This window comes from Streptosporangium lutulentum (genome assembly GCF_030811455.1).
GTDB classification, from domain to species: Bacteria; Actinomycetota; Actinomycetes; order Streptosporangiales; family Streptosporangiaceae; genus Streptosporangium; species Streptosporangium lutulentum.
In genome coordinates this window covers 4,761,401-4,784,631 of the sequence record NZ_JAUSQU010000001.1, presented here as the reverse complement: position 1 = coordinate 4,784,631, position 23,231 = coordinate 4,761,401, and the positions used below count along the sequence as shown (strand labels likewise).

The 23,231-nt window shown below is 69.7% G+C and carries 22 protein-coding genes; 15 read left to right on the top strand and 7 right to left on the bottom strand.

Annotated elements, in window-relative coordinates; translation table 11 throughout:
* Nucleotides 1–6: 6 nt before the first annotated feature.
* Both J2853_RS21360 and J2853_RS21355 read right to left on the bottom strand, forming a co-directional pair.
* Nucleotides 7–555, bottom strand: coding sequence for a GNAT family N-acetyltransferase (locus J2853_RS21360; protein WP_307560597.1), 549 nt, complete (start codon nucleotides 553–555; stop codon nucleotides 7–9).
* Nucleotides 556–853: 298 nt separating this feature from the next.
* Nucleotides 854–1,330: a YbaK/EbsC family protein gene (locus J2853_RS21355; RefSeq protein WP_370879313.1), complete on the bottom strand. Its 477-nt coding sequence runs from the start codon at nucleotides 1,328–1,330 to the stop codon at nucleotides 854–856.
* A gap of 122 nt (nucleotides 1,331–1,452) precedes the next feature.
* Here J2853_RS21355 and J2853_RS21350 point away from each other — a divergent pair, with 122 nt between their 5' ends.
* Entirely contained in the window at nucleotides 1,453–2,271 is an 819-nt protein-coding gene (locus J2853_RS21350) for a L,D-transpeptidase family protein (protein WP_307560595.1), read from the top strand.
* Between the two features lie 321 nt (nucleotides 2,272–2,592).
* Nucleotides 2,593–3,039, top strand: a complete 447-nt coding sequence (locus tag J2853_RS21345) for an SAV_6107 family HEPN domain-containing protein (protein WP_307560593.1) — start codon at nucleotides 2,593–2,595, stop codon at nucleotides 3,037–3,039.
* Nucleotides 3,040–3,099: 60 nt separating this feature from the next.
* Here the strand turns inward: J2853_RS21345 and J2853_RS21340 are convergent, their stop codons facing one another.
* From J2853_RS21340 to J2853_RS21320, 5 genes are all read right to left on the bottom strand, one after another.
* Nucleotides 3,100–4,302, bottom strand: coding sequence for a PP2C family protein-serine/threonine phosphatase (locus J2853_RS21340; RefSeq protein ID WP_307560591.1), 1,203 nt, complete (start codon nucleotides 4,300–4,302; stop codon nucleotides 3,100–3,102).
* A gap of 147 nt (nucleotides 4,303–4,449) precedes the next feature.
* Nucleotides 4,450–4,944, bottom strand: coding sequence for a transcriptional regulator BldD (bldD, locus tag J2853_RS21335; protein WP_307560589.1), 495 nt, complete (start codon nucleotides 4,942–4,944; stop codon nucleotides 4,450–4,452).
* A gap of 270 nt (nucleotides 4,945–5,214) precedes the next feature.
* Nucleotides 5,215–6,123 (bottom strand): universal stress protein, encoded by a 909-nt coding sequence (locus tag J2853_RS21330; protein ID WP_307560586.1) that lies wholly within the window; start codon nucleotides 6,121–6,123, stop codon nucleotides 5,215–5,217.
* Nucleotides 6,120–7,544, bottom strand: coding sequence for an amino acid permease (locus J2853_RS21325; protein WP_307560584.1), 1,425 nt, complete (start codon nucleotides 7,542–7,544; stop codon nucleotides 6,120–6,122). The genes J2853_RS21330 and J2853_RS21325 overlap by 4 nt, the downstream gene beginning before the upstream one ends.
* A 214-nt stretch (nucleotides 7,545–7,758) precedes the next feature.
* Entirely contained in the window at nucleotides 7,759–9,003 is a 1,245-nt protein-coding gene (locus J2853_RS21320) for an arginine deiminase (protein ID WP_307560581.1), read from the bottom strand.
* Nucleotides 9,004–9,462: 459 nt separating this feature from the next.
* Between J2853_RS21320 and pyrR the strand changes: the two genes are divergently transcribed.
* The 13 genes from pyrR to J2853_RS21255 all read left to right on the top strand — a co-directional run bounded on the left by pyrR (nucleotide 9,463) and on the right by J2853_RS21255 (nucleotide 22,952).
* Complete coding sequence (gene pyrR, locus J2853_RS21315) at nucleotides 9,463–10,032, top strand: bifunctional pyr operon transcriptional regulator/uracil phosphoribosyltransferase PyrR (protein ID WP_307560579.1); 570 nt, start codon at nucleotides 9,463–9,465, stop codon at nucleotides 10,030–10,032.
* Complete coding sequence (locus tag J2853_RS21310) at nucleotides 10,029–10,961, top strand: aspartate carbamoyltransferase catalytic subunit (RefSeq protein ID WP_307560576.1); 933 nt, start codon at nucleotides 10,029–10,031, stop codon at nucleotides 10,959–10,961. The genes pyrR and J2853_RS21310 overlap by 4 nt, the downstream gene beginning before the upstream one ends.
* Entirely contained in the window at nucleotides 10,958–12,259 is a 1,302-nt protein-coding gene (locus J2853_RS21305; protein ID WP_307560575.1) for a dihydroorotase, read from the top strand. The genes J2853_RS21310 and J2853_RS21305 overlap by 4 nt, the downstream gene beginning before the upstream one ends.
* A 130-nt stretch (nucleotides 12,260–12,389) precedes the next feature.
* Nucleotides 12,390–13,574, top strand: coding sequence for a glutamine-hydrolyzing carbamoyl-phosphate synthase small subunit (gene carA / locus J2853_RS21300; protein ID WP_307560573.1), 1,185 nt, complete (start codon nucleotides 12,390–12,392; stop codon nucleotides 13,572–13,574).
* Nucleotides 13,567–16,863 carry a carbamoyl-phosphate synthase large subunit gene (gene carB, locus J2853_RS21295; protein ID WP_307560571.1) on the top strand — a complete coding sequence of 1,099 codons (3,297 nt, stop codon included), beginning with the start codon at nucleotides 13,567–13,569 and terminating at the stop codon, nucleotides 16,861–16,863. Before carA ends, carB begins: the two co-directional genes overlap by 8 nt.
* Nucleotides 16,864–16,936: 73 nt before the next feature.
* Nucleotides 16,937–17,782, top strand: coding sequence for a dihydroorotate dehydrogenase electron transfer subunit (locus J2853_RS21290; RefSeq protein WP_307560569.1), 846 nt, complete (start codon nucleotides 16,937–16,939; stop codon nucleotides 17,780–17,782).
* On the top strand, nucleotides 17,772–18,746 hold the full coding sequence (locus tag J2853_RS21285) for a dihydroorotate dehydrogenase (RefSeq protein ID WP_307560567.1): 975 nt from the start codon (nucleotides 17,772–17,774) through the stop codon (nucleotides 18,744–18,746). Before J2853_RS21290 ends, J2853_RS21285 begins: the two co-directional genes overlap by 11 nt.
* A gap of 232 nt (nucleotides 18,747–18,978) precedes the next feature.
* Nucleotides 18,979–19,692 carry an orotidine-5'-phosphate decarboxylase gene (gene pyrF, locus J2853_RS21280; protein WP_307560566.1) on the top strand — a complete coding sequence of 238 codons (714 nt, stop codon included), beginning with the start codon at nucleotides 18,979–18,981 and terminating at the stop codon, nucleotides 19,690–19,692.
* A gap of 185 nt (nucleotides 19,693–19,877) precedes the next feature.
* A complete protein-coding gene (mihF, locus tag J2853_RS21275) occupies nucleotides 19,878–20,201 on the top strand; it encodes an integration host factor, actinobacterial type (protein ID WP_307560564.1) in 324 nt (107 codons plus the stop codon).
* Between the two features lie 64 nt (nucleotides 20,202–20,265).
* The gene (gene gmk / locus J2853_RS21270) at nucleotides 20,266–20,973 is read left to right on the top strand and encodes a guanylate kinase (RefSeq protein WP_307560562.1); all 708 of its coding nucleotides are present in this window, start codon (nucleotides 20,266–20,268) and stop codon (nucleotides 20,971–20,973) included.
* Nucleotides 20,974–20,985: 12 nt separating this feature from the next.
* Nucleotides 20,986–21,249 (top strand): DNA-directed RNA polymerase subunit omega, encoded by a 264-nt coding sequence (gene rpoZ / locus J2853_RS21265; protein WP_030909981.1) that lies wholly within the window; start codon nucleotides 20,986–20,988, stop codon nucleotides 21,247–21,249.
* 7 nt (nucleotides 21,250–21,256) lie between these two features.
* Nucleotides 21,257–22,477 (top strand): bifunctional phosphopantothenoylcysteine decarboxylase/phosphopantothenate--cysteine ligase CoaBC, encoded by a 1,221-nt coding sequence (coaBC, locus tag J2853_RS21260; protein ID WP_307560558.1) that lies wholly within the window; start codon nucleotides 21,257–21,259, stop codon nucleotides 22,475–22,477.
* Between the two features lie 79 nt (nucleotides 22,478–22,556).
* Nucleotides 22,557–22,952, top strand: a complete 396-nt coding sequence (locus tag J2853_RS21255; protein WP_307560556.1) for a hypothetical protein — start codon at nucleotides 22,557–22,559, stop codon at nucleotides 22,950–22,952.
* The last annotated feature ends 279 nt before the right edge of the window (nucleotides 22,953–23,231 follow it).

Sequence of the window (23,231 nt, the reverse complement as noted above, 5' to 3'; positions counted from 1 at the left end):
CCGCGCTCACTCGCTCAGCGGAAGCACGGCTCCGAGGATCGCGTAGCGCTCGTAGCCGCCGGGGAAGATGAACTGGGTGAGCAGTTCCACGAAGCCCATGCTCCGGTACAGGTGCCGGGCCACGGTGGGCTGGTCACGGGTGGACAGTACGGCGGTGCGCTCCAGACGGCCCGCGCACATGCCGGTGATCATCGCCCGGCCGAGACCCTTGCCCTGGTAGTCGGGGTGCACGTGGATCTCGGCGAGTTCCAGGGCGTCGCCGAGCCAGCCGCGGGCGCTTCCCTCGCCGTTCTTCTCCGCCAGCGCCCGGCGCACCACGTCGTGCCACCACTGCCCGGGGTCGCCGTGGAAGCCGTAGGCCACTCCCACCGGCGTCCCGTCCGCGCTTTCGGCGAACAGGCAGGTGAACCCGGGGTGGATGGCGTGGTTCCTCATGATCGCCTTTCGCCCCGAAAGCTGATCACTGGGCGGATTCATCGCCGCGGTGTAGACGTCGAGGACCGAGTCCAGCCGAAGGGTGAACTCATCGGGGGCGACCCGTCGCAGTCCGATCACCCGACGCACCCTAGCAGGGCCGGCATCACATGGACCGCCGAAAGGTGCGAAAGAGACGCTTAGCGATTTTTACGGAATTTTTGGACATCCTTACCTGCTCTCCGCCCTGGGTGATCGGACTGGAGAGGCGCGTCCCGCGGTCGGCGAAGGGACACGCCGCGCGGTGCGAGACGTGCGCGTCCTGTCCTTCAGGCCGATGTTCCCCCGTGGGAGCGGAACGAACCCGGGCCGGCCGGCGCTTCGGCCGCCGTACGGCCTCCGCGGCGGCGACGGCGGGCCACGGCCGGACCGGCGGGGGTCACTCCACGTCCACCGGCACGCCGCCGGTGATGCGGACGAGTTCCTCGAAGGAGGTGGGGAAGATCGTGTGCGGGTGGCCGGCGGCGGCCCAGACCACCTCGTACTTGCCGAGCCAGGTGTCGACCAGCGTCCTGATGGGGGCGGGATGGCCGATGGGGGAGACCCCGCCGATGACCTGGCCGGTGGCCGCGCGGACGAAGTCGGGCGTGGCCCGCCGTACCTTCGCCACGCCGATCGTCTCGGCGACGAGACCGGTGTTCACCCGGTGGGCGCCGCTGGTCAGCACCAGGAGGGGCTCGCCGTCGGCGTCGAATATCAGGCTGTTGGCGATGGCGCCCACCTCGCAGCCAAGCTGCGCGGCCGCGGTGACGGCGGTGGGAGTGGCCTCGGCGAACACGACGATCTCTCCCGGGACGTTGTGCTCCGCGAGGACGGCGGCGACCTTCTCGACGTTTGGATGCAACTTTTCTGGCACCCGGTCACTCTAAACAGATTGACCGTGGATTACCGCTTCATTACCCGTGGTGGGGATGGCGGATTCGTACGCTATGGTCCCTTGATTCGATCTCTAGCGATGTGAGGGGTTGATTTTACGTGATGGCCGGACAACGGCTCGCGGTGGCCGCGCTCATGACGGCGGGCGCCGTGCTCTTCCCGGCGGATTTCTCGTCCGCCGGCGCCGCGAACGCCCAGACCGTCGCCCCGGCGGCCCCGGTCGCCGTGGCGAAGGCCGAGGTGAGGGATGAGGCGAAGACCGGGGCGTCCAGGTTCGCGGCTCCCGGCAAGACGCTCAAGATCGGGGCCAAGGGCACGGCGGTCAAGGTGCTCCAGACCCGGCTGGCGGAGCTCGGCTACGCGCCGGGCAGGGTGGACGGCCGGTACGGAGGGTCGACGCTGTCGGCGGTCTGGGCCTTCCAGAAGGTCAACGGCATCTCGCCGACCAGCACCGTGGCGAGCGGGACCTGGAAGGCGCTGGAGGCCCCGCGTGCCCCGCAGGTGCTGGTGCCGAAGGGCAAGCCGACCCGGGTCGAGGTGAACCTCGCGAAGCAACTGCTGGTCCTCTACGTCAACGGCAGGGTGAGGCTCATCAGCCACATCTCCTCGGGCAGCGGTGTCGCGTACTGCGAGACGGCCACCTGGGAGGGGAGGTCCCAGCGGTTCTGCGGCGACGCCCGCACGCCGACCGGTGACTACAAGACGACCTGGCGCAGGGACGGCTGGCACAGGTCCTACCTGGGCCAGCTCTACAACCCGATCTTCTTCAACGGCGGCATCGCCTTCCACGGTGCGCTGTCCGTGCCTCTGACGCCCGCTTCCCACGGCTGTGTTCGACTGCCGATGCAGGTGGCGGAGGTCCTTCCCGGTCTGGTCGGCACGGGGGTGCCGGTGCACGTTCGGGGCAGGTTCGTTCGATAGCCGCAGGTGAAGGCCCCGGGAGATTTTGATCTCCCGGGGCCTTCGCGTTTACATGAAGATCGAACTTTTGTTCGTGGTTTCACTTGACACTACGAGTGATCGAATTTATGTTCGATGTAATGACGCGGGGCTCGCGGCCCGCGTCCAGGGCGGTCGATCTGGTCCATGTCGTCGGCGGAGCCGATCGGTCCAGGTCACGGCGGACGGGGAGAGGGGAAGCTCCTCGTCCGGCCGCCCGGTGAATTTGTCGGTGGGGTCTGCGAGTGTGACTTCACCGGCGAAATCGCCGGGAGCCGCTTGCGACCAAGGAGGCTGAAGCACATGACCCCTCGGCTCAGCGATTCCGGTGGGCCCCGGTTGTCCCCCACGGTGCGGGCGCACCTCACAGACGCACGCGACTGCCTCGAAGAGGCGGCCGCCGCCCAGACTTCCGCCACACGTTACGTCGCCGCCCACCTGGCGGCGCTCAGGGCCGCCGCCGCGATCCTGGCCGCACGGCCCCGCCCCATGGACGGCCGCAGGCGTCGCCTTCGCAGCGCCTGGGAGCTGCTGCCCGAGGCCGAGCCCAGGCTGGCCGACTGGGCACCGTACTTCGAGGTGAGCGCGGCCAAACGCGCCTCGGCCGAGGCCGGGATGACGCGCGTGGTGTCGGCGCGGGACGCCGAGGAGCTGATCTCCGAGGCGGAGCGGTTCGTCGTCGCGGTGGAGCAACTGCTCGGCGTGCCCACGCAGCCTCGGCTGCCGGGCCGCGTGCCCCTCGCCGGCTAGCGGAGTGCCCTTCACCGGTCGATCCGTGTTCCTCGCCTGCCGGAGACGAGGAGTGAAGCACTAGGCCGCGGCGGAGGAGGCCGTCGGGTGCGTGACGCGATGGCGCAGCAGGAGCATGGCGGCGTCGTCGCCCAGTGGCCTGCCCACGTGGCGGAGCAGGTCGGCGCGCAGAGAGTCCAGCGCGAGTTGCGGGTCGGCGTCGTTGAGCAGGTGCGCCCGCGAGGACAGGGGATAGAACGCCCCCGACCCGTCACGGGCCTCGATGACCCCGTCGGTGTAGAAGAGAACCTGACCGCCCGGCTCGAACGGGATGTGGTGCGGCACCGGTTCGACGGCCTTCAGAGAGCTCATGCCCAGGGGGAGCGCCTCGTCCGGGGGATCGGCGAACCAGCTCCTGCCGTCGGCGCAGAGCACCATGGGTGACGGGTGGCCGCAGTTGATGACGGAGATGGTGGAGCCGGCGCCGATCTCGGCGAGCACGGCGGTGACGAACTGCTCGCCGGACAGCTCCCGGGTCAGGGCGTTCTCCAGCCGGGCCACCACGCCCTGGAGCTTGCTCTCGTCGTGGGCGGCCTCCCGGAAGGCGCCGAGCACCACCGCGGCGGTCTCCACGGCCTCCAGGCCCTTGCCCTGGACGTCTCCCACGATGATCCGCACTCCGTGCGGGGTGGTGACCACCTCGTAGAGGTCACCGCCGATCCTGGCCTCGGCGGTGGCCGAGGTGTAGGAGACGGCCACGCCGATCCCCGGCCCGGCGCGGCGCGGCACCGGCCGCAGCAGCACCCGCTGGGCGGCCTCCGCGACCGAGCGGACGTCGGCGAGCTGCCGCTCGTGGCGGAGCCGTCCCGCGCTGGCCAGCACGCTGGCCACGGTGACCCCGAGGATGGCGATCATCGTGATGTTGGTGCGGGACGTCCAGAGGATGTCGTTGTAAAGGCCGAGGGCGACGAACAACGCCAGGGCGACGGCGCCGACCAGTGTGGTGCGGGCCAGGCCGCAGGCCACGCTGGCGAAGGCCGGTCCCAGGGCGAGCATGGAGAGCAGCCCGGCCGTGGGGCCGGAGGCGAGGTCGACGACGGCCACCGCGGCCATGACGACGAACGGCAGGAGCTTCAGGGTGTCCTGGGTCCGGGTGGTGCCGATGGACGCCAGCAACCTCAGGAAGGCGCGCGTCCTGGTCGACCCCAGGGCCGCGATGACGGCTTGGCGGCGGTTCTTCGGGCGCGGTCGAGAGTGGTCGTGCCGATCCTCTCCCGAAGTCATGTCCACCACATCTCGCTAAATGCATGTTTGCCTTTTACTACCACAGCCACTGTCGCCTGCGGTGGAAGGAAGGCGATGTTCCGCTGAGAGCAGGATTTCCGGTGGGGTGGGCACGCCGGGACCCGGCGCACCCACAACCGGCGATCGTCAGAAGGACTCGACGGCGCGGCGTGCCTCGGGGTCCAGGACACCCCAGCTGATGAGCTCCTCGGTGAGTTCGGTGGGAGACTTGTCGTAGATCACGGCGAGCGAGCGGAGATCCTCCTGGCGGATGGACAGCACCTTGCCGTTGTAGTCACCGCGCTGGCTCTGAATGGTGGCCGCGTAACGCGCCAGCGCACCCGCCTTCTCCTTGGGGAGCTGGGCGAGGCGCTCAAGGTCGATCACAAGTTTCGGTGTCGGCCCCAGCGGGCTCGGGGCGGCGCCCCCGGGCAGCAGCTCCGAGACCGGAACGCCGTAGAAATCGGCCAGCTCGGCAAGCTTCTGCACGGTGACCGCACGATCGCCGCGCTCGTAGGAGCCGACGACAACCGCCTTCCAACGGCCACGGGACTTCTCTTCGACTCCGTGCAGGGACAGGCCCTGCTGGGTGCGAATGGCGCGGAGTCGTGCGCCCAGCGACTTGGCATACTCAGACGGCATCGGTTGGCCCCCCGGCTCTCTATGTGCTGCTCTCAACTTGATTGTGCTACCTCGCAACTTATGCCCCAACCACCGGGTTGATGCCCGGGGTAGGCACCTTCGGTGACCAGAGCGTCAGGGTTCACCCGATAACGCCGCGAGGTGTGGTTACGGACAGTGACGGTAAAGCTGTGGGAGCCTAAGGTCAAGCTGATTGGAAAAAAGATGTCGAATCCGGTCCGGTGTGATCCGCCTCAAACGCCACACTTGTCCTATTCCACATCGTGACTCTCATGTGTTTCCGGACTTTTTGTCAGATTTCGACTTCTTTTGCAGGCTCCGGGGCAACATCATCACCGGGCACGGCGCCGCACGTATGATCTTCAAGGAGACGTCGCCGAGGAACACCCGGCGCAGGGGTCCGGCCTGGCTGGAAGCGCAGATCAGCAGCGATCCCGGGACCCAGTCGACGCCGGCGAGCGCCGTCGTCACGTCCCTGCCCTCCAGGACCTCCACCTCCACCCGCAGGGGCCGGTGACCGCGTGCCACGGCCCTGAGGTCGGCCGTGACCTGTTCACGCACCCGGTCGAGCATCCCCTTGACCACCGAGTGCCGCCCGCCGCCCACCACCAGGGTGATCAGATGCAACGGCACGTCCAGCTGCGCGGCGAGCGCGACGGCCTGCCGGACGGCCTGGCCCGCGGCGGGATCGCGCCGATAGGCCACGATCAGCCGCCGGAGCCCGGGCGGGGGCGAGCCGCCGTACCCTCTGGGGGCCAGTGCCACGGGGGCGGGAGAGCCGTGCAGGAGCTGGTCGGCGGTGCTGCCGAGGGAGATGCGCCCCCGGCCGCCCTGCGGGGCCGAACCGATGACCACCACGTCGGCGTTCGTCCGGGTGGCGAGCTCGGCCAGACCGCGCCCGCTGCCCCGGTTGCCGTGGGAGACGTAGTCGATCGGCACGTCCCCTACGTCCGACAGCAGCCGCCGCGCCTGTTCGAGGGTCTGGGCGGTCTTTTCGGCGATGTACGCCTGCCATTCGGCGTCGATCTTGCCGGGGCCCGGCGTGGTCCAGGCGGGCGGATGCACGTAGGCGACCGTCAGCCGGGCGCCGGCCTGCCTGGCCAGCGACACGGCCAGCGCCAGCCCGTCCCGGCATCGGGAATCGGGAACGAATCCGGCGAGAACATGTTCGATCTTCATCGGACGCTCCGGTTGAGGCGGGAGTGGCGGTAGCCGTAGAGGAAGTAGGCGAGCAGGCCGACCAGCATCCAGATCGCGAAGGCCAGCCAGGTGACCCCCGCCAGCCCGAGCATCACGACGACGCAGAGGATCACGCCGAGGATCGGCGTGATCGGGAAGAACGGCGTCCTGAAGCTGCGGGGCAGGTCGGGCCGGGTGCGGCGGAGCACCAGCACTCCGACGTTGACGATGGCGAAGGCGAACAGGGTGCCGATGCTGGTGGCCTCGGCGAGCTGGCCCAGCGGGATGAACCCGGCGAGCACGGAGACGAACGCGGCCACGATGAGCGTGTTGGCCACCGGGACCTGGCGGCGGGGGTCCACCTTCTCGAAGATCTTCGGGATCAGGCCGTCGCGCGCCATCGCGAACAGGATGCGGGTCTGGCCGTACAGCACGGTGAGGACCACGCTGGCGATGGCGACGACCGCCCCGAAGGAGATGACGAGGCCCGGCCAGGTGGCGCCGGTGGCCCGGTCCGCGATCAGGGCGAGACTGGCCTCGGTGCTCTCGGGGTCGAACTGCCGCCACGGCATGGCGCCGACGGCGGCCAGCGCCACCGCCACGTAGACGACCGTGACGATGGCGAGCGAGAAGACGATCGCCAGAGGGAGGTCGCGCCTGGGGTTCCTGGCCTCCTCGCCGGCGGTCGAGGCCGCGTCGAAGCCGATGTAGGAGAAGAACACCTGCGAGGCGGCGGCGGTGATGCCGGCGACGCCCATGGGGACGAACGGCGTCAGGTTGCCCGTGCTGAACGCGGTGAAGGCCACGAGGCAGAAGAACACGAGCACCACGACCTTGATCATCACGAAGACCGCGTTGGCGGTGGCGCTCTCGGAGGCGCCGCGCAGCAGCAGCCAGGTGGCGAGCAGGACGATCAGGATCGCGGTGAGGTTGAGCACGCCGCCCTGGGAGCCGGGGGAGTGGGTGACGGAGGCGGGCAGCTCCCAGCCGAACAGGTCCCGGAAGAAGTGGTTGAGATACTCGCCCCAGCCGACCGCCACCGCCGCCACCGAGACGGCGTACTCCAGCATCAGGCACCAGCCGCACACCCACGCCACGAGCTCGCCCAGGGTCGCGTAGGCGTAGGAGTAGGACGAGCCGGCGACCGGGATCGTGCCGGCCAGCTCGGCGTAGGAGAGGGCCGAGAACAGGGCCGTGATCGCCGCCAGCACGAAGGCGGCCACCACGGCGGGGCCCGCCTTGGGCACGGCCTGGCCGAGGATGACGAAGATGCCCGTGCCGAGGGTGGCGCCGACGCTGAAGAGGGTGAGCTGCCACAGGGTCATGGTCCGGCGCAGCTCCCCGCCCTCGCCGTGGCCGCCCTCGGCGATGATCTGGTCGGTGGGCTTGGTGCGGAACAACCGGTGCGCCACGGAAACCATGTGTCGTCTCCCTCCCCCTGTGCCTGTGCGGTGGTGATCCGTCGTGTCAGGGGGGACCCGGGCCTCTCCGCCGGAACGTGGGCGGAGAGGCCCGGGTCAGGGTTCGTCCTGGCGGTGGCCGGGTGACGGCGGGCACGACGACGACGCCCGCCTCTCCCTCCAGATTCATTCCAGCTTCCGGTCAATTCTCCTGTGGTTTCGGTTCATCTCTTGTTCAGATTCCGTCGCGTTCGAGCGGGCAGCTCATGCACCGCGGCCCGCCGCGGCCGCGGCCGAGCTCGCTGCCCCTGATCGTGATCACCTCGATGCCGTGGCCGCGCAGGAAGTTGTTGGTGGTGGTGTTGCGCTCGTAGGCGACGACCACGCCGGGTTCGAGGGCCAGCACGTTGCAGCCGTCGTCCCACTGCTCCCGCTCGGCCGAGTAGACGTCCTGCGTCGGGGTGAGGACCTTGATGTCGTCCAGGCCGATGGCCCGTCCGATGGCCTTGTGCATGTCCTCGGGAGCGTGATCGGTGATCTTGAGCTCCTTCTCGGTGTCCCCGGGTTCGACCGTGTAGGAGGGCAGCATGCCCAGGCCCGCGAACTTGGTGAACACCCCGACGTCCACGTTGGTCATGACCGTGTCCAGGTGCATGAACGCCCGTGCCTTCGGCATGTGCAACGCGACGATCTTCTGTGCCGAGCCCTTGGCGAACAGGCTCCGCGCGAGCATCTCCACCGCCTGCGGCTGGGTGCGCTCGCTCATCCCGACCAGTACGGCTCCCCGGCCGATGACGAGTACGTCGCCGCCCTCGACGGTGGCCGGCGCGGCGGCCAGCCCGTCCATCCAGACGTTGTAGCCGCCCTCGCCGGGCCTGTCGTAGCCGGGGGCGAACGACGGGTGGTAGCGGTAGACGGCCTCGTAGTTCACGGTCTCGCGCTGGCGGGCCTTCTTCCTCATCGAGTTGATGGAGACGCCGTCGTAGATCCAGCAGGAGGTGTCGCGGGTGAACAGGTGGTTGGGCAGCGGCGGCAGGATGAAGTCGTCCGGCGCGAGCGTGTGGAACGCGAGGCTCTTGGGGTCGGTGCCCTTCTCCACGAGTTCGCGCTTGGTGATGCCGCCGGTGAGGTACAGCTGGAGCTCGGCGGAGTCCATCGCGTCCAGCGCGTTGCGGAGGGCGTCGACGGCCATCGGCCCGAAGTACCGCTCGTCGATGATGTGGTCGAGGATGAACTTGCGGGCCTCGGGGATGTCGACCGTCTCGCGCAGCAGATCCGTCAGCATGTGGACGACGACGCCGCGTTCGCGCAGCACCCGCTGGAACTCCTCGTGCTCCTCCACCGCGCGCTGCACCCACAGCACGTCGTCGAAGAGGAAGTCGTGCATGTTCGAGGGGGTGAGCCTCTTCAGGGACAGCTCGGGCCTGTGCAGCAGGACCTGGTGAAGACGGCCCACCTCGGAGCCGACGTTAAAAGTCATCTCATTCCTCCAGCGTGGAAACCCCGGGCTTTGACTCTGGGGAGAAGGCGCGGCGTGGTGCCGCGACGGTTCGGCGGGTCTGGCTCGTTCCGCGGTGACCAGGCCACCGGACCTGCCCTGGGCCGGCGGGATGTGACGCCTGCGGAGGCCGTGTCATGCCGCTGGGCGTCTCCCCGTCCCTCGCCTCGACCGCGACGGCGGTCTCTCGCGAAACAGGCGCGCCCCCAGGCACAGATGCCCCCATATCACCCATTCATGATTAATACCGAAAAAGATCCCCGTGGGTGGAAGGGGTGAAACCCGCGCCACCTGCGGGGGCGCACGTTGAGCCATTGTGGCGGTTTGTCCATGTTAGGTAGGCAAGGGGGTGATTCTGAGGAGCCGGCCTCCGGCTGCTACCGTGAGGACGCTGACTTCCTTTAAGCCCCGTCCTGTGAGGCGGGAAAGGTGGTGTTTTCTTTGGCTGATGCCGTTTCGCATGCTCAGAGCAGCGCCCGTGCGGTCCTCGAAGGACCTGACATCAATCGCGCGCTGATCCGCATCTCCCACGAGATCCTTGAGCGCACCAAGGGCGCCCGGGACATCGTCCTGCTGGGGATCCCCACCCGGGGCGTTCACCTAGCCCATCGCCTGGCCGCCCACATCAGGCAGTTCGAAGGCCGTTCGGTGCCCGTCGGCTCCCTCGACGTGACGATGTACCGCGACGACCTCCGCCTCCGTCCCGCCCGCGCGCTGGGTCGCACGGAACTGCCCGCCGACGGCATAGACGGCAAGATCGTCGTCCTGGTCGACGACGTCCTCTACTCCGGGCGCACCGTCCGCTCCGCGCTCGACGCGCTCAACGACCTGGGCCGTCCGCAGGCCGTACAGCTCGCCGCCCTGGTGGACCGCGGTCACCGCGAGCTGCCCATCCGGGCCGACTACGTGGGCAAGAACCTCCCGACCTCCAAGTCCGAGATCGTCAAGGTCTACCTGGAGGAGAACGACGGACGCGACGCGGTTCTGCTGCTGAAGGAGGACGAGAAGTGAAGCGGCACCTGATCTCGGCGGCCGACCTGAGCCGTGACGACGCCCTGCTGATCCTGGACACCGCCGACGAACTGGCGAAGATCTCGGAACGTTCCATCAAGAAGCTGCCGACCCTGCGCGGGCGCACCGTGGTGAACCTCTTCTTCGAGGACTCCACCCGGACCAGGATCTCCTTCGAGGCCGCGGCCAAGCGCCTGTCGGCCGATGTCATCAACTTCTCCGCCAAGGGCTCCAGCGTCTCCAAGGGCGAGTCGCTCAAGGACACCGCGCTCACCCTGGAGGCGATGGGCGCGGACGCCGTCGTCATCCGCCACGGCGCCTCCGGCGCGCCGCACCGGCTGGCCAACTGGGTGCGCGGCAGCGTCGTCAACGCCGGTGACGGCACCCACGAGCACCCCACCCAGGCCCTGCTCGACGCCTTCACCATGCGCCGCCGCCTCGGCGCGCTGGACGGCAGGAAGATCACCATCGTCGGCGACGTGCTGCACAGCCGGGTGGCCCGCTCCAACGTGCTGCTGCTCAGCACGCTCGGCGCCGAGGTGACCCTGGTCGCCCCGCCGACCCTGTTCCCGGTGAGCGTGGACTCCTGGCCGTGCCAGGTCTCCTACGATCTCGACGCCGTGCTGCCCAAGTCCGACGTGGTGATGATGCTGCGCGTGCAGCGCGAGCGCATGAACGCGGCGTTCTTCCCCACCGAGCGGGAGTACAGCCGCCGCTACGGCCTCGACCGCGACCGCGTCGCCAAGATGCCCGACGAGGCCATCGTGATGCATCCCGGTCCGATGAACCGGGGAATGGAGATCGCGGCGGAGGTGGCCGACTCGCCGCGCTCGACGATCGTCGAGCAGGTCGCCAACGGTGTGACCACTCGCATGGCCGTTCTGTACCTGCTGCTTGGCGGCGCCGACCTCGGGGGAGAGATTCAGTGAGCATCGTCATCAAGGGCGCGAGGATCCTCGGCGGCGAGCCGAAGGACATCCTGATCCGCGACGGCGTCGTGGCCGAGCTCCGCGAGAGCGGCCAGGGGCTGACCGGTGACGAGACGGTCGAGGCCCAGGGACTCATCGCCCTGCCCGGCCTGGTCGATCTCCACACCCACCTGCGCGAACCCGGCCGCGAGGACGCCGAGACCGTCGGCACCGGAACCCGCGCCGCCGCCCTCGGCGGCTACACCGCGGTCCACGCCATGGCCAACACCGAGCCGGTCGCCGACACCGCCGGCGTCGTCGAGCAGGTCTGGCGCCTCGGCCAGGAGGCCGGGTACTGCGACGTGCGGCCGGTCGGCGCCGTCACCGTCGGCCTCGGGGGCGAGCGCCTGGCCGAGCTCGGCGCGATGGCCGACTCCGCCGCGCAGGTCCGCGTCTTCTCCGACGACGGCAAGTGTGTCTCCGACGCGGTGCTCATGCGCCGCGCGCTGGAGTACGTCAAGGCCTTCGACGGCGTGATCGCCCAGCACGCCCAGGAGCCGCGCCTGACCTCCGGCGCGCAGATGAACGAGGGCGCGGTCTCCGGCAGGCTCGGCCTGACCGGATGGCCCGCGGTCGCCGAGGAGGCGGTCATCGCCCGCGACTGCCTGCTCGCCGCCCACGTCGGCTCCCGCCTGCACGTCTGCCACGTCTCCACGGCGGGCTCCGTGGAGATCCTCCGCTGGGCCAAGTCGAAGGGCTGGGACGTCACCGCCGAGGTGACCCCGCACCACCTGCTCCTCACCGACGATCTCGTCGAGGACTCTCCCGTCGGCGCGTACAACCCGATCTACAAGGTGAACCCGCCGCTGCGCACCCGCGCGGACGTCGAGGCGTTGCGCGAGGCGCTGGCCGACGGCACGATCGACTGCGTGGCCACCGACCACGCTCCGCACCCGGTCGAGGACAAGGAGACCGAGTGGACCGCCGCGGCCATGGGCATGATCGGCCTGGAGACGGCGCTGTCGGTGGTTCAGGAGGCCATGGTGGAGACCGGGTTGCTCGACTGGGCCGGTGTCGCCGAACGCATGTCCCTCGCCCCCGCCAGGATCGGACGGCTCCCGGGTCACGGCCGGTCGATCGAGGTCGGGGCCCCGGCCAACATCACCCTCTACGACGCCTCCGTGCGCGCCGAGGTGGACCCGTCGGGCTACGCCTCCAAGAGCCGTAACACCCCGTACGAGGGCAGGAGCCTCCCCGGCCGGGTCGTGGCCACCTTCCTGCGGGGCAGGCCGACCGTGCTGAACGGAAAGCTCGCGTGACGCCTCCGATAACGACACAGCCGCTGCGGCCGTCGGGAGAGGGCGTCCCACATCGTGGAGGAACGCCCCTCCAGAACATCGGATATTTCATACTTTGCGGAGCAATGACCGAGATGATCGGGGTGTTTGAGTGACCGCAGTGCTAGTGCTGGAAGACGGACGTGTCTTCCACGGAACCCCCTACGGCGCCGAGGGCGAGACCTTCGGCGAGATGGTCTTCAACACGGGGATGACCGGCTACCAGGAAACCCTGACCGACCCCTCCTACCATCGCCAGATCGTCGCGATGACCGCGCCGCACATCGGCAACACCGGGGTCAACGACGAGGACCCGGAGTCCTCGCGGGTCTGGGTCTCCGGCTACGTGGTGCGCGAGCCCGCCCGAGTCTTCTCCAACTGGCGCGCGGGCCGCTCGCTGGACGACTACCTCAAGGCGCAGGGCGTCGTCGGCATCGCCATCCCCGGCACCCGCGCCCTCACCCGGCACCTGCGCGAGCGGGGCGCCATGCGCGCCGGGGTCTTCTCCGGCGCGGCGCTCGCCCCGGTCGAGGAGCTCCTGGAGCGGGTCCGCCGCAGTCCCGGCATGGAGGGCGCGGACCTGGCGCGGGAGGTCTCCACGAAGGAGCCCTACGTCGTCGCCCCCATCGGGGAGAAGCGCTTCACCGTGGCCGCCGTCGACCTCGGCATCAAGGCGATGACCCCGCACCGGATGGCCGAGCGCGGCTGTGAGGTGCACGTCCTGCCGGCCTCCGCCACCGCCGAGGAGATCCTCGCGCTCGGCCCGGACGGCGTCTTCTTCTCCAACGGCCCCGGCGACCCCGCCACCGCCGACGGTCCGGTCGAAGCGCTTCGCGGGATCCTGGACGCGGGCGTCCCGTTCTTCGGCATCTGCTTCGGCAACCAGATCTTCGGCCGGGCCCTGGGCCTGGGCACCTACAAGCTGCGCTACGGCCACCGCGGGGTCAACCAGCCGGTCCAGGACCGGCGCACCGGCAAGGTGGAGATCTCCGCGCACAACCACGGCTTCGCCGTACAGGCTCCGCTGGAGGGGACCTTCGAGACCGCCTACGGCCCGGCGGAGGTCAGCCACGTCAACCTCAACGACGACTGCGTGGAGGGACTTCGCCTGGTCGACCGCCCCGCCTACAGCGTCCAGTACCACCCCGAGGCCGCGGCCGGCCCGCACGACTCCGCCGGCCTGTTCGACGACTTCTGCGCGCTGATGGAACAGGCCCGCGGAACGGGCGAGGCGGCGGGGACGGCGCACGGGAAGCCGGGCGCGACCACGAACACGAAGGGAAGCAAGGGTGCCTAAGCGCACGGACATCCAGTCGATCATGGTGATCGGCTCAGGGCCGATCGTGATCGGCCAGGCATGCGAGTTCGACTACTCGGGCACCCAGGCCTGCCGCGTGCTGCGCGCCGAGGGCTTTCGCGTGATCCTCGTCAACAGCAACCCGGCGACGATCATGACGGACCCCGAGTTCGCCGACGCCACCTACATCGAGCCGATCACCCCGGACATCATCGAGAAGATCATCGCCAAGGAGCGCCCCGACGCGCTGCTGGCCACCCTCGGCGGCCAGACCGCGCTGAACGCGGCGATCGACCTGTACGAGGCCGGAATCCTGGCCAAGTACCAGGTCGAGCTGATCGGCGCCGACGTGGACGCCATCCAGGCGGGCGAGAACCGCGAGCTGTTCAAGGGCATCGTGACCAAGGTCGCCGAGGAGCGCGGCCTCAACGCGGAGTCGGCCCGCAGCTTCGTCTGCCACACCATGGACGAGTGCGTGGCCGCCGCGGGCGAGCTGGGCTACCCGCTGGTCGTGCGGCCCTCCTTCACGATGGGCGGCGTCGGCTCCGGATTCGCCTACGACGAGGACGAGCTGCGCCGCATCGCGGGAGCGGGCCTCGACGCCTCGCCGACCACCGAGGTGCTCCTGGAGGAGTCCATCATCGGGTGGAAGGAGTACGAGCTCGAGGTCATGCGCGACCGGGCCGACAACGTCGTCATCGTCTGCTCCATCGAGAACATCGACCCGATGGGCGTGCACACCGGCGACAGCGTCACCGTGGCCCCCGCCCTGACCCTCACCGACCGCGAGTACCAGAACATGCGCGACGTCGCCATCGCGGTCATCCGCGAGGTCGGCGTCGACACCGGCGGCTGCAACATCCAGTTCGCCGTCGACCCGCGCACCGGGCGCATGGTCGTCATCGAGATGAACCCGCGCGTGTCACGTTCCAGCGCGCTCGCCTCGAAGGCCACCGGCTTCCCGATCGCGAAGATCGCGGCGAAGCTGGCCATCGGCTACACCCTGGACGAGATCCCCAACGACATCACCAAGGAGACCCCGGCGTCGTTCGAGCCCTCGCTCGACTACATCGTGGTCAAGGTGCCGCGCTTCGCGTTCGAGAAGTTCGCCGGGGCCGATCAGACCCTGACGACCCACATGAAGTCGGTCGGCGAGGCCATGGCCATCGGCAGGTCCTTCCCCGAGGCCCTGCAGAAGGCGCTGCGCTCGCTGGAGAAGAAGGGGGCGGTCTTCACCTGGGCCGGGGAGCCGGGAGCCAAGGACGAGCTCCTTTCGGCCTGCCGCACCCCGCACGACGGCCGCCTGTTCACCATGCAGCAGGCCATCCGGGCCGGGGCCACCGCCGAGGAGCTCTTCGAGGCCACCTCGATCGACCCGTGGTTCCTGGACCAGCTGTACGTGATCGACGAGGCCGCGGCGGAACTGCGCGAGGCGCCCCAGCTGACCGCCGAGGTGCTGACGAGGGTCAAGCGCCTCGGCTTCAGCGACGTGCAGATCGCCGAGCTCCGCGACATGACCGAGCCCCGGGTCCGCGACCTGCGCCACGCGCTCGGCGTCCGGCCGGTCTACAACACCGTCGACACCTGCGCCGCCGAGTTCGCCGCCCAGACGCCCTACCTGTACTCCACCTACGACGAGGAGACCGAGGTCCCGTACGGCGACCGTCCCAAGGTCCTCATCCTCGGCTCGGGGCCCAACCGGATCGGCCAGGGCATCGAGTTCGACTACGCGTGCGTGCACGCCTCCTTCGAGCTGTCCGCGGCCGGTTACGAGACCGTCATGGTCAACTGCAACCCCGAGACGGTCTCCACCGACTACGACACCTCCGACCGGCTCTACTTCGAGCCGCTCACCCTGGAGGACGTCCTGGAGGTCGTCCACGCCGAGCAGCAGACCGGCACGGTCGTGGGCGTCATCGTCCAGCTCGGCGGCCAGACCCCGCTCGGCCTGGCCCAGTCCCTCAAGGACGCCGGGGTCCCGATCGTCGGCACCTCGCCGGAGTCGATCCACCTCGCCGAGGAGCGCGGCGCGTTCGGCCGGGTCCTGGCCGAGGCCGGCCTGCCGGCGCCCAAGCACGGCGTCGCGGTGACCGTGGACGAGGCCCTGGCCATCGCCGAGGAGATCGGCTACCCGGTCCTGGTCCGTCCCTCCTACGTCCTGGGCGGCGCCGGCATGGCCATCGTCTACGACGACGAGACGCTCAGCGCCTACATGAGGAAGGCGGGCGCGGCCAGCGACCACCCGGTGCTGGTGGACAAGTTCCTCGACGAGGCCGTCGAGATCGACGTGGACGCGCTGTTCGACGGCGAGGAGCTCTACCTCGGCGGCGTGATGGAGCACATCGAGGAGGCCGGCATCCACTCCGGCGACTCGGCGTGCTCGCTGCCCCCGATGACCCTCGGCGGCCACGACATCAAGCGCATCCGCGCCGCCACCGAGGCCATCGCCAGGGGCGTGGGCGTGCGCGGCCTGCTGAACGTGCAGTACGCCCTGTCGGCCAACATCCTGTACGTGCTGGAGGCCAACCCGCGCGCCAGCCGTACGGTGCCGTTCGTCTCCAAGGCCACGGCGGTGCCGCTGGCCAAGGCGGCGGCCCGCGTGATGATGGGCGCCACCGTGGCCGAGCTGCGCGCCGAGGGCATGCTGCCGTCCGAGGGCGACGGCGGCACGATGCCGCTGGACGCGCCCATCGCGGTCAAGGAGGCGGTGCTGCCGTTCAACCGGTTCCGCGGCGTCGACATCGTGCTGAGCCCCGAGATGCGCTCCACGGGCGAGGTCATGGGCATCGACGAGTTCTTCGGCACGGCCTACGCCAAGTCGCAGGCCGCCGCCTACGGATCGCTGCCGGTCAAGGGACGGGCGTTCGTCTCGGTCGCGAACCGTGACAAACGGGCGATGATCTTCCCGGTCAAGGCTCTCGCCGACCTCGGTTTCGAGATTCTGGCCACCGAGGGAACCGCGGAGGTGCTGCGCCGTAACGGCGTACGTGCCAAGATCGTGCGAAAGCAGAGCGAGGGAATCGGTCCCGAAGGGGAGCAGACCATCGTCCGGCGCATCCTGGACGGGGAGGTGGATCTCATCGTGAACACTCCCTTCGGCAGCCCCGGCCAGTCCGGGCCCCGGCTGGACGGCTACGAGATCCGCACCGCGGCCGTGCTGCGGGGCATCCCCTGCATCACGACCGTCCAGGGGCTGGCCGCCGCGGTTCAGGGCATCCAGGCGATCGTCCGCGGCGACATCGGCGTACGGTCGCTCCAGGAGCACGCCAAGCTGTTGCGGAGTAGCTGAGGGGAGGATCCGTTCCCCTGCGGGGTCGACGCCTTGAGCGGAGGTGAGGGAGACGCCTGTTACTCCGGTACAGGTGACGGGCACGGTGCTGACGACGCGCCGGGTCGACGCCTATCATGCGCTGACCGTGGTGGCGCCCGGCATCGCCGAGCGGTTCCGGCCGGGCCACTTCGTGGGAGTGGCCGTCGGCGGGGCCCGGACGTCGATGCTGACGCGCCGTGCCTTCTCCGTCCACGACGTCAAACCCGACTACGGCGGCACGGTGGAGTTCGTCTTCACCGTGCGCGGACCCGGTACGGCCTGGCTGGCCGAACGCCGTGCCCGCGACACCCTGGACCTGGTCGGCCCGCTCGGGCGCTCGTTCCCGCTGCCGCGGGACCCGGTGACCTGCGTCCTGGTCGGCGGGGAGTACGGCTCGGCGACGCTGTTCCCCGTGGCCGACGCCCTCCAGCAGCGCGGCTGCCGCGTCGACTTCGTGCTCGGAGCGGTCTCGGCCGACCGGGTGTTCGGCGCGCTGCGCGCCAGGAGGATGGGGGAGACCACCACGCTGACCACCGAGGACGGCTCGCTGGGCATGCGCGGCCGGGTGACCGACGTGCTGCCCGGGGTGATCGCCGACGTCCGGGCCGACGCGGTCTACGCCTGCGGCCCGATGCCGATGCTGGGCGGCGTCACCGCGGTGGCGGTCGAGTTCGACATCCCCGTCCAGGTGGCCGTGGAGGAGCAGATGGCGTGCGGCGTCGGCGTCTGCATGACCTGCGTGCTTCCGGTCATCGGGGACGACGGTGTCACCCGGATGGTGCGCTCGTGCGTCGAAGGACCGGTCTTCCGGGGCGAGCGCGTCCGCTTCGACGACGTGGGAACGATCCCGTTCGACGCGCTGGGAGCTCCCGGTGGGGGAACGCGGAATGCCGGTTGACATGCGGACGTACCTCGGGCACGTGGAACTGGTCAATCCGATCACCACGGCCGCGGGGTGCGCGGCATCGGGCTCCGAGCTCGCCCAGTTCTTCGACCTGGGCCGGATCGGCGCGCTGACCACCCGGTCGATCACGATGGCCCCCAGGGCGGGCCGTCCGACCCCCAGGATGGCCGAGACGCCCTCGGGCATGCTCAACGCCATCGGGCTCCAGGGGCCCGGCGTGGACGCCTTCCTGGAGCGCGAGCTGCCCTGGCTGGATCAGCGGGGCGTCAAGACCGTGGTGTCCGTCGCCGGCGGCACCGTGGCCGAGTACACCGCGCTCGCCCGCAGGCTCACCGACGCCCCCGGCGTCGGCGCGGTGGAGGTCAACCTGTCCTGCCCCAACATCGAGGACCGGGGCCGGGTCTTCGCCCGCGACGGCGCGGCCTCGGCCGAGGTGATCGCCTCGGTGCGTTCGGTGATGCGCTACGACGTGCCGGTGGTGGCCAAGCTCTCCCCGGACGTGATGGACATCGTGAGCGTCGCCCGCGCGTGCGTGGACGCCGGCGCCGACGCGCTCTCGATGATCAACAACCCGCTCGGCATGAGCATCGACACCGAGGCCATGCGGCCCTCGCTCGCGGCGGTCACCGGCGGACTGTCCGGCCCCGCGATCCGGCCGCTGGCCGTACGCTGCGTGTGGCAGGTCCACGCGGCGCTGCCCAGCGTGCCCATCATCGGCATGGGCGGCGTGCTGACCGGTCAGGACGCCTTTGAACTCATCCTCGCGGGGGCCTGTGTCGTCGCTGTGGGCACGGCGCTGTTCCACGACCCATATGCCTGCCTGCGCATCCTGCGCGAGCTGGAGGAGCTTCTGGCCGCCCGGGGGTTCCACCGGCTGGCGGACGCGGTCGGGCTGGCCCATCGCCCGCCGGGGGCGACCACCCGGCACCGGATAGACCTGGAGGAGAGTTCTCTCTAGACGCCCTCCCGGCTCCCAGGCCGGGAAACCCGGCCGGGGCCGGACGGTTCGCGGCTCCGCCCAGGGGCCGGGGGACCTCCCCACACGGCCGCCTCACGCCTCGGAGCCGCCGAACACGCCGCAGGCTCCGTCTCTCGCCACGATGGTCCCAAACCAGCGAAAGGAACCCACAGATCCCGATGAACGCCACTCCTCACCGGTTCGAAGACCGAAGCATCCCGGCGGAGTCCCGGTGACGCCCGCGCCCATCGCCGTCGCCCTGGACGCTCCCGATCTCGAGACCGCGGCCCGCTGGGCGAGCCTGGTGACGCCTCACGTCAGCACGGTCAAGGTCGGGCTCGAACTCTATCTCCGCTACGGTCCCGACGTGATCGCCTCGGTCCGCGGCGCGAGCGGCGTGCGGCTGTTCTTGGACCTGAAGCTCCATGACATCCCGAACACCGTCGCGGGCGCGGCCGGCGCCGTGGCCCGGCTCAAGCCCGCGATCCTGACCGTCCACGCGAGCGGTGGCCCCGCGATGATCGAGGCGGCGGTGAACGCCCTGCCCAACACCCAGATCGCGGCGGTGACACTTCTCACATCGCTCTCCGAGGCCGATCTGGAGCGAATCGGTGTGAACGGCCCGGCGAGTGACGCCGTACGCCGCCTGGCGGTCATGGCCGTCGGCGCGGGCGCCCAGGCCCTCGTCTGCTCGCCGCATGAGATCACCACGGTGCGCGCGGAGGTCGGGCCGGACATCACCCTGATCATTCCCGGCGTCCGCCCCGCCGGTGCCGAAAGTCAGGATCAGGCAAGAGTAGCGACTCCCGAGCAGGCTTTCGCCGACGGGGCGGATCTTCTCGTGATCGGCCGTCCGATCACCGGCTCCGCCGACCCCGGCGCGACGGCCGCGGGGATCGCCGCGTCGCTCCGGCGCACCTCCGCGGCCACCGGAAGGCCGGCGTGATCCACCCCCTGAAAACGCGGCGCTGAGCGTCGTTTTATAGACGGAATGCGACAGCGCGACTACACAAAGTCACGAAGTAGATTTTCTCGGGGAAGAAAGTGGCCTTGACGTTGCTTGAAGCGCCATGACCAGCTAGTTTCCCTTCCCGTCCGAGTACATCGACAGGAAATTCGAGGTGACCCGGCGTGGCTCTTCCTCCCCTTACCCCTGAGCAGCGCGCCGCAGCCCTAGAGAAGGCTGCGAAGGCACGAAAAGAGCGTGCCGAGGTGAAAAACCGCCTGAAGCACGGTGCGGTCTCCCTCACTGAGGTGCTCAAAGACGGGCAGGCCGACGACGTCATCGGCAAGATGAAGGTTTCGGCTCTTCTGGAGTCGCTTCCCGGCGTGGGCAAGGTCCGCGCCAAGCAGCTCATGGAGCGACTCGGCATCGCAGAGTCCCGCCGCGTGCGGGGTCTCGGTACCAACCAGCGGGCTTCGCTCGAGCGTGAGTTCGGCGGGGCCGAGAGCTAATCTCGGTTCAGTACGAACACATTCACCCCGCGTTCGCGGGGGACGGTATCACGGGGGGTTTGGAGTGACCGGAACGTCGTGGCCCGGCGAGAGTCGGGCTCCGGAGGCAACCGCGAAGAGCGGGTCCGGTCGCGCCACATCCCCGGCCGGAAGTCCGGAGGAGGCGCGAGCCTTCGCCGGACTTCCGACAGGTAACCGCCTCACGGTCCTTTCGGGGCCGTCGGGCGTAGGCAAGTCCACGGTCGTCGCCGAGCTTCGGCGGGCACACCCCGAGGTGTGGCTGTCGGTCTCGGTGACCACCAGGAAACCCCGCCCCGGAGAGGTCCACGGGGTCGAGTACTTCTTCGCCGACGAGGAGGAGTTCGACCGCCTCGCCGCCGCCGGCGAGCTGCTGGAGTGGGCCGAGTTCGCCGGGAACAAGTACGGCACGCCGCGAGGCCCGGTGCTCTCCAAACTCGCCGCGGGTGTGCCCACGCTGCTGGAGATCGATCTGCAGGGCGCCCGGCAGGTCCGTGCGACCATGCCGGAGGCGATCCTGATCTTCCTGGCCCCCCCGAGCTGGGAGGAGCTGGAGAAGCGCCTGCGCGGCCGGGGCACCGAACCCGAGGACGTCATCGCGCGCCGCCTCGCCGCGGGCCGGATCGAGATGGCGGCCGAGCAGGAGTTCGACCTGACTCTGGTCAACACATCCGTCCAGGATGTGTGTCATCGGCTGATAGCCTTGTTGGCTGATGCTCCCGAGGCTTCACGCTTCGGACGTTCACCTAGCTAGGGGAAACACAACGTGGCAACCAGCGCCGCCTATTCCGAAGGCATCACCAACCCGTCGATCGACGCGCTGCTCGACATCGTCGACAGCAAGTACAGCCTTGTGATCTTCGGCTCCAAGCGGGCGCGTCAGATCAACGCCTACTACTCCCAGCTCGGCGAGGGCCTGCTGGAATACGTCGGCCCGCTCGTGGAGACCCACGCCCAGGAGAAGCCGCTGTCCATCGCGCTGCGCGAGGTCAGCGAGGGGCTGCTCACCTCCGAGCCGATCGAGGGCTAGTCCCCTCGTGCCGACGCCCGACGGTCGCAAGCGCAGTGTCGTCCTCGGTGTGAGCGCGGGCATCGCCGCCTACAAGGCGTGCGAGCTGCTCCGTCTCCTCACCGAGTCCGGTCACGACGTCCGCGTCGTGCCGACGAGGGAGGCGCTCCGCTTCGTCGGGGAGCCGACCTGGGCCGCCCTTTCCGGCAACCCGGTGACGACCGACGTCTGGGAGTCGGTGCACGAGGTGCCCCATGTCCGGATCGGGCAGGGCGCCGACCTGGTGGTGGTCGCACCCGCCACCGCCGACGTGCTCGCCAAGGCCGCCCACGGCCTGGCGGGCGATCTGCTCACCAACACCCTGCTCACCGCGCGGTGCCCGGTGGTGTTCGCCCCGGCGATGCACACCGAGATGTGGGAGCACCCCGCGGCCCGGGCGAACGTCGCCACGCTCCGCGAGCGTGGCTCGATCGTCATCGATCCCGCGGTGGGCCGCCTGACCGGCGCCGACACGGGTCCGGGCCGGCTGCCCGAGCCCAGAGAGATCTTCGAGGTCTGCCGCCGGATCCTCGCCGGGCGCTCCACGGACCTGGCGGGCCGCCGCCTGGTGATCTCCGCCGGTGGCACGCGCGAGGCCATCGACCCGGTCCGCTTCATCGGCAACCGCTCCTCCGGCCTCCAGGGCTACGCGCTGGCCCGCACGGCGCTCGCCCGAGGCGCCGAGGTCACGCTGGTGGCCGCCAACGTGGCCCTGCCCGACCCGGCGGGCGCCAGGATGGTCCGGGTGGAGTCGGCCCTGGAGTTGCGCGCCGCCGTGCTGGACGCGGTGGAGGGCGCCGACGCCGTGGTCATGGCCGCCGCCGTCGCCGACTTCCGGCCCTCGGAACAGAGCGGGTCGAAGATCAAGAAGACCTCGGCGGAGCCTGACGCCATCCATCTGGTGAAAAATCCAGACATCCTTGCTGAGCTGGGCGAGCGGCGCCGCGAAGGGCTCAAGCCGTACCCGCAGGTGATCGTGGGGTTCGCGGCCGAGACCGACGACGTCCTCGCCAACGGCCAGGCCAAGCTCGCCCGCAAGGGCTGCGACCTGCTCGTCGTCAACCAGGTCGGCGAGAATCTCGCCTTCGGCACCCCGGACAACGCGGCGGTGGTCCTGGTCGCGGACGGGGAGCGGGTGGACATCCCGCGAGGCCCCAAGGAGGCACTCGCCGACGTGGTCTGGGATCTCACGGTCGCGCGTCTTCTCTGATCTGCTTGCCCGGGATCTTCTCGCGACGGATACTGCGTCCGAGATGGCCTGGAACGTTGCAGTAGGGAGGGATTTGACCATGCCGGTTCCCGCCGCTGTCAGAGCTCGTTGCCGCGCGTTGCTCCCTCCGGGGGAGGATCTGCGCTACATCCTGCCGGCGACGTCGGCGAGCTCCCCGGAGACGGCGTCCTTCCTGATCGTGATCACCGATCGCTCCATCTGTGTGCTGTCCACGCTGCCCACGCTTTCCCCGCTCTCCGCCACGTTCTCCGACCAGGCGCTGCCGGCCTCGGTCCACGCCACCCACGCCCGGCGGACCCGGCTCGGCCCGGTGGAGTTCGCCGCGGGCGCTGCCATCGAGCTCGGGGGCATGGTGTTCAAGATCGACGAGGAGTACGCGGCGGTGATCGGCGCCGCCGACGCCGAGGTGTTCGCGCCCGAGACATTGCCCCCGGACCCGCTGCCCCATCTCTGAGGGAGCGCCCCACATCTCCGAAGAGAACTCAAATGAGCTCCGATGAGCTCCGCGAGGACTCTATGGGGGTTTGGGGGAAGACTCCGGCAATGGTGGGTTTTGGATGTCCTGCCTGGTCAGGCGGGCTCGATCGGGACGGACACCGCCAGACGATCATCGGCCGCCCGGCCCCGGGCTCCGGCCTCGGCGGGCAACACGCGGCAACCGGGCTTGAGATGGTTTCGCGACGCCGCTCCTGGTGGGGCTAGACTTCGGCGGAGCGCTCCTGGTGTCCCGTTC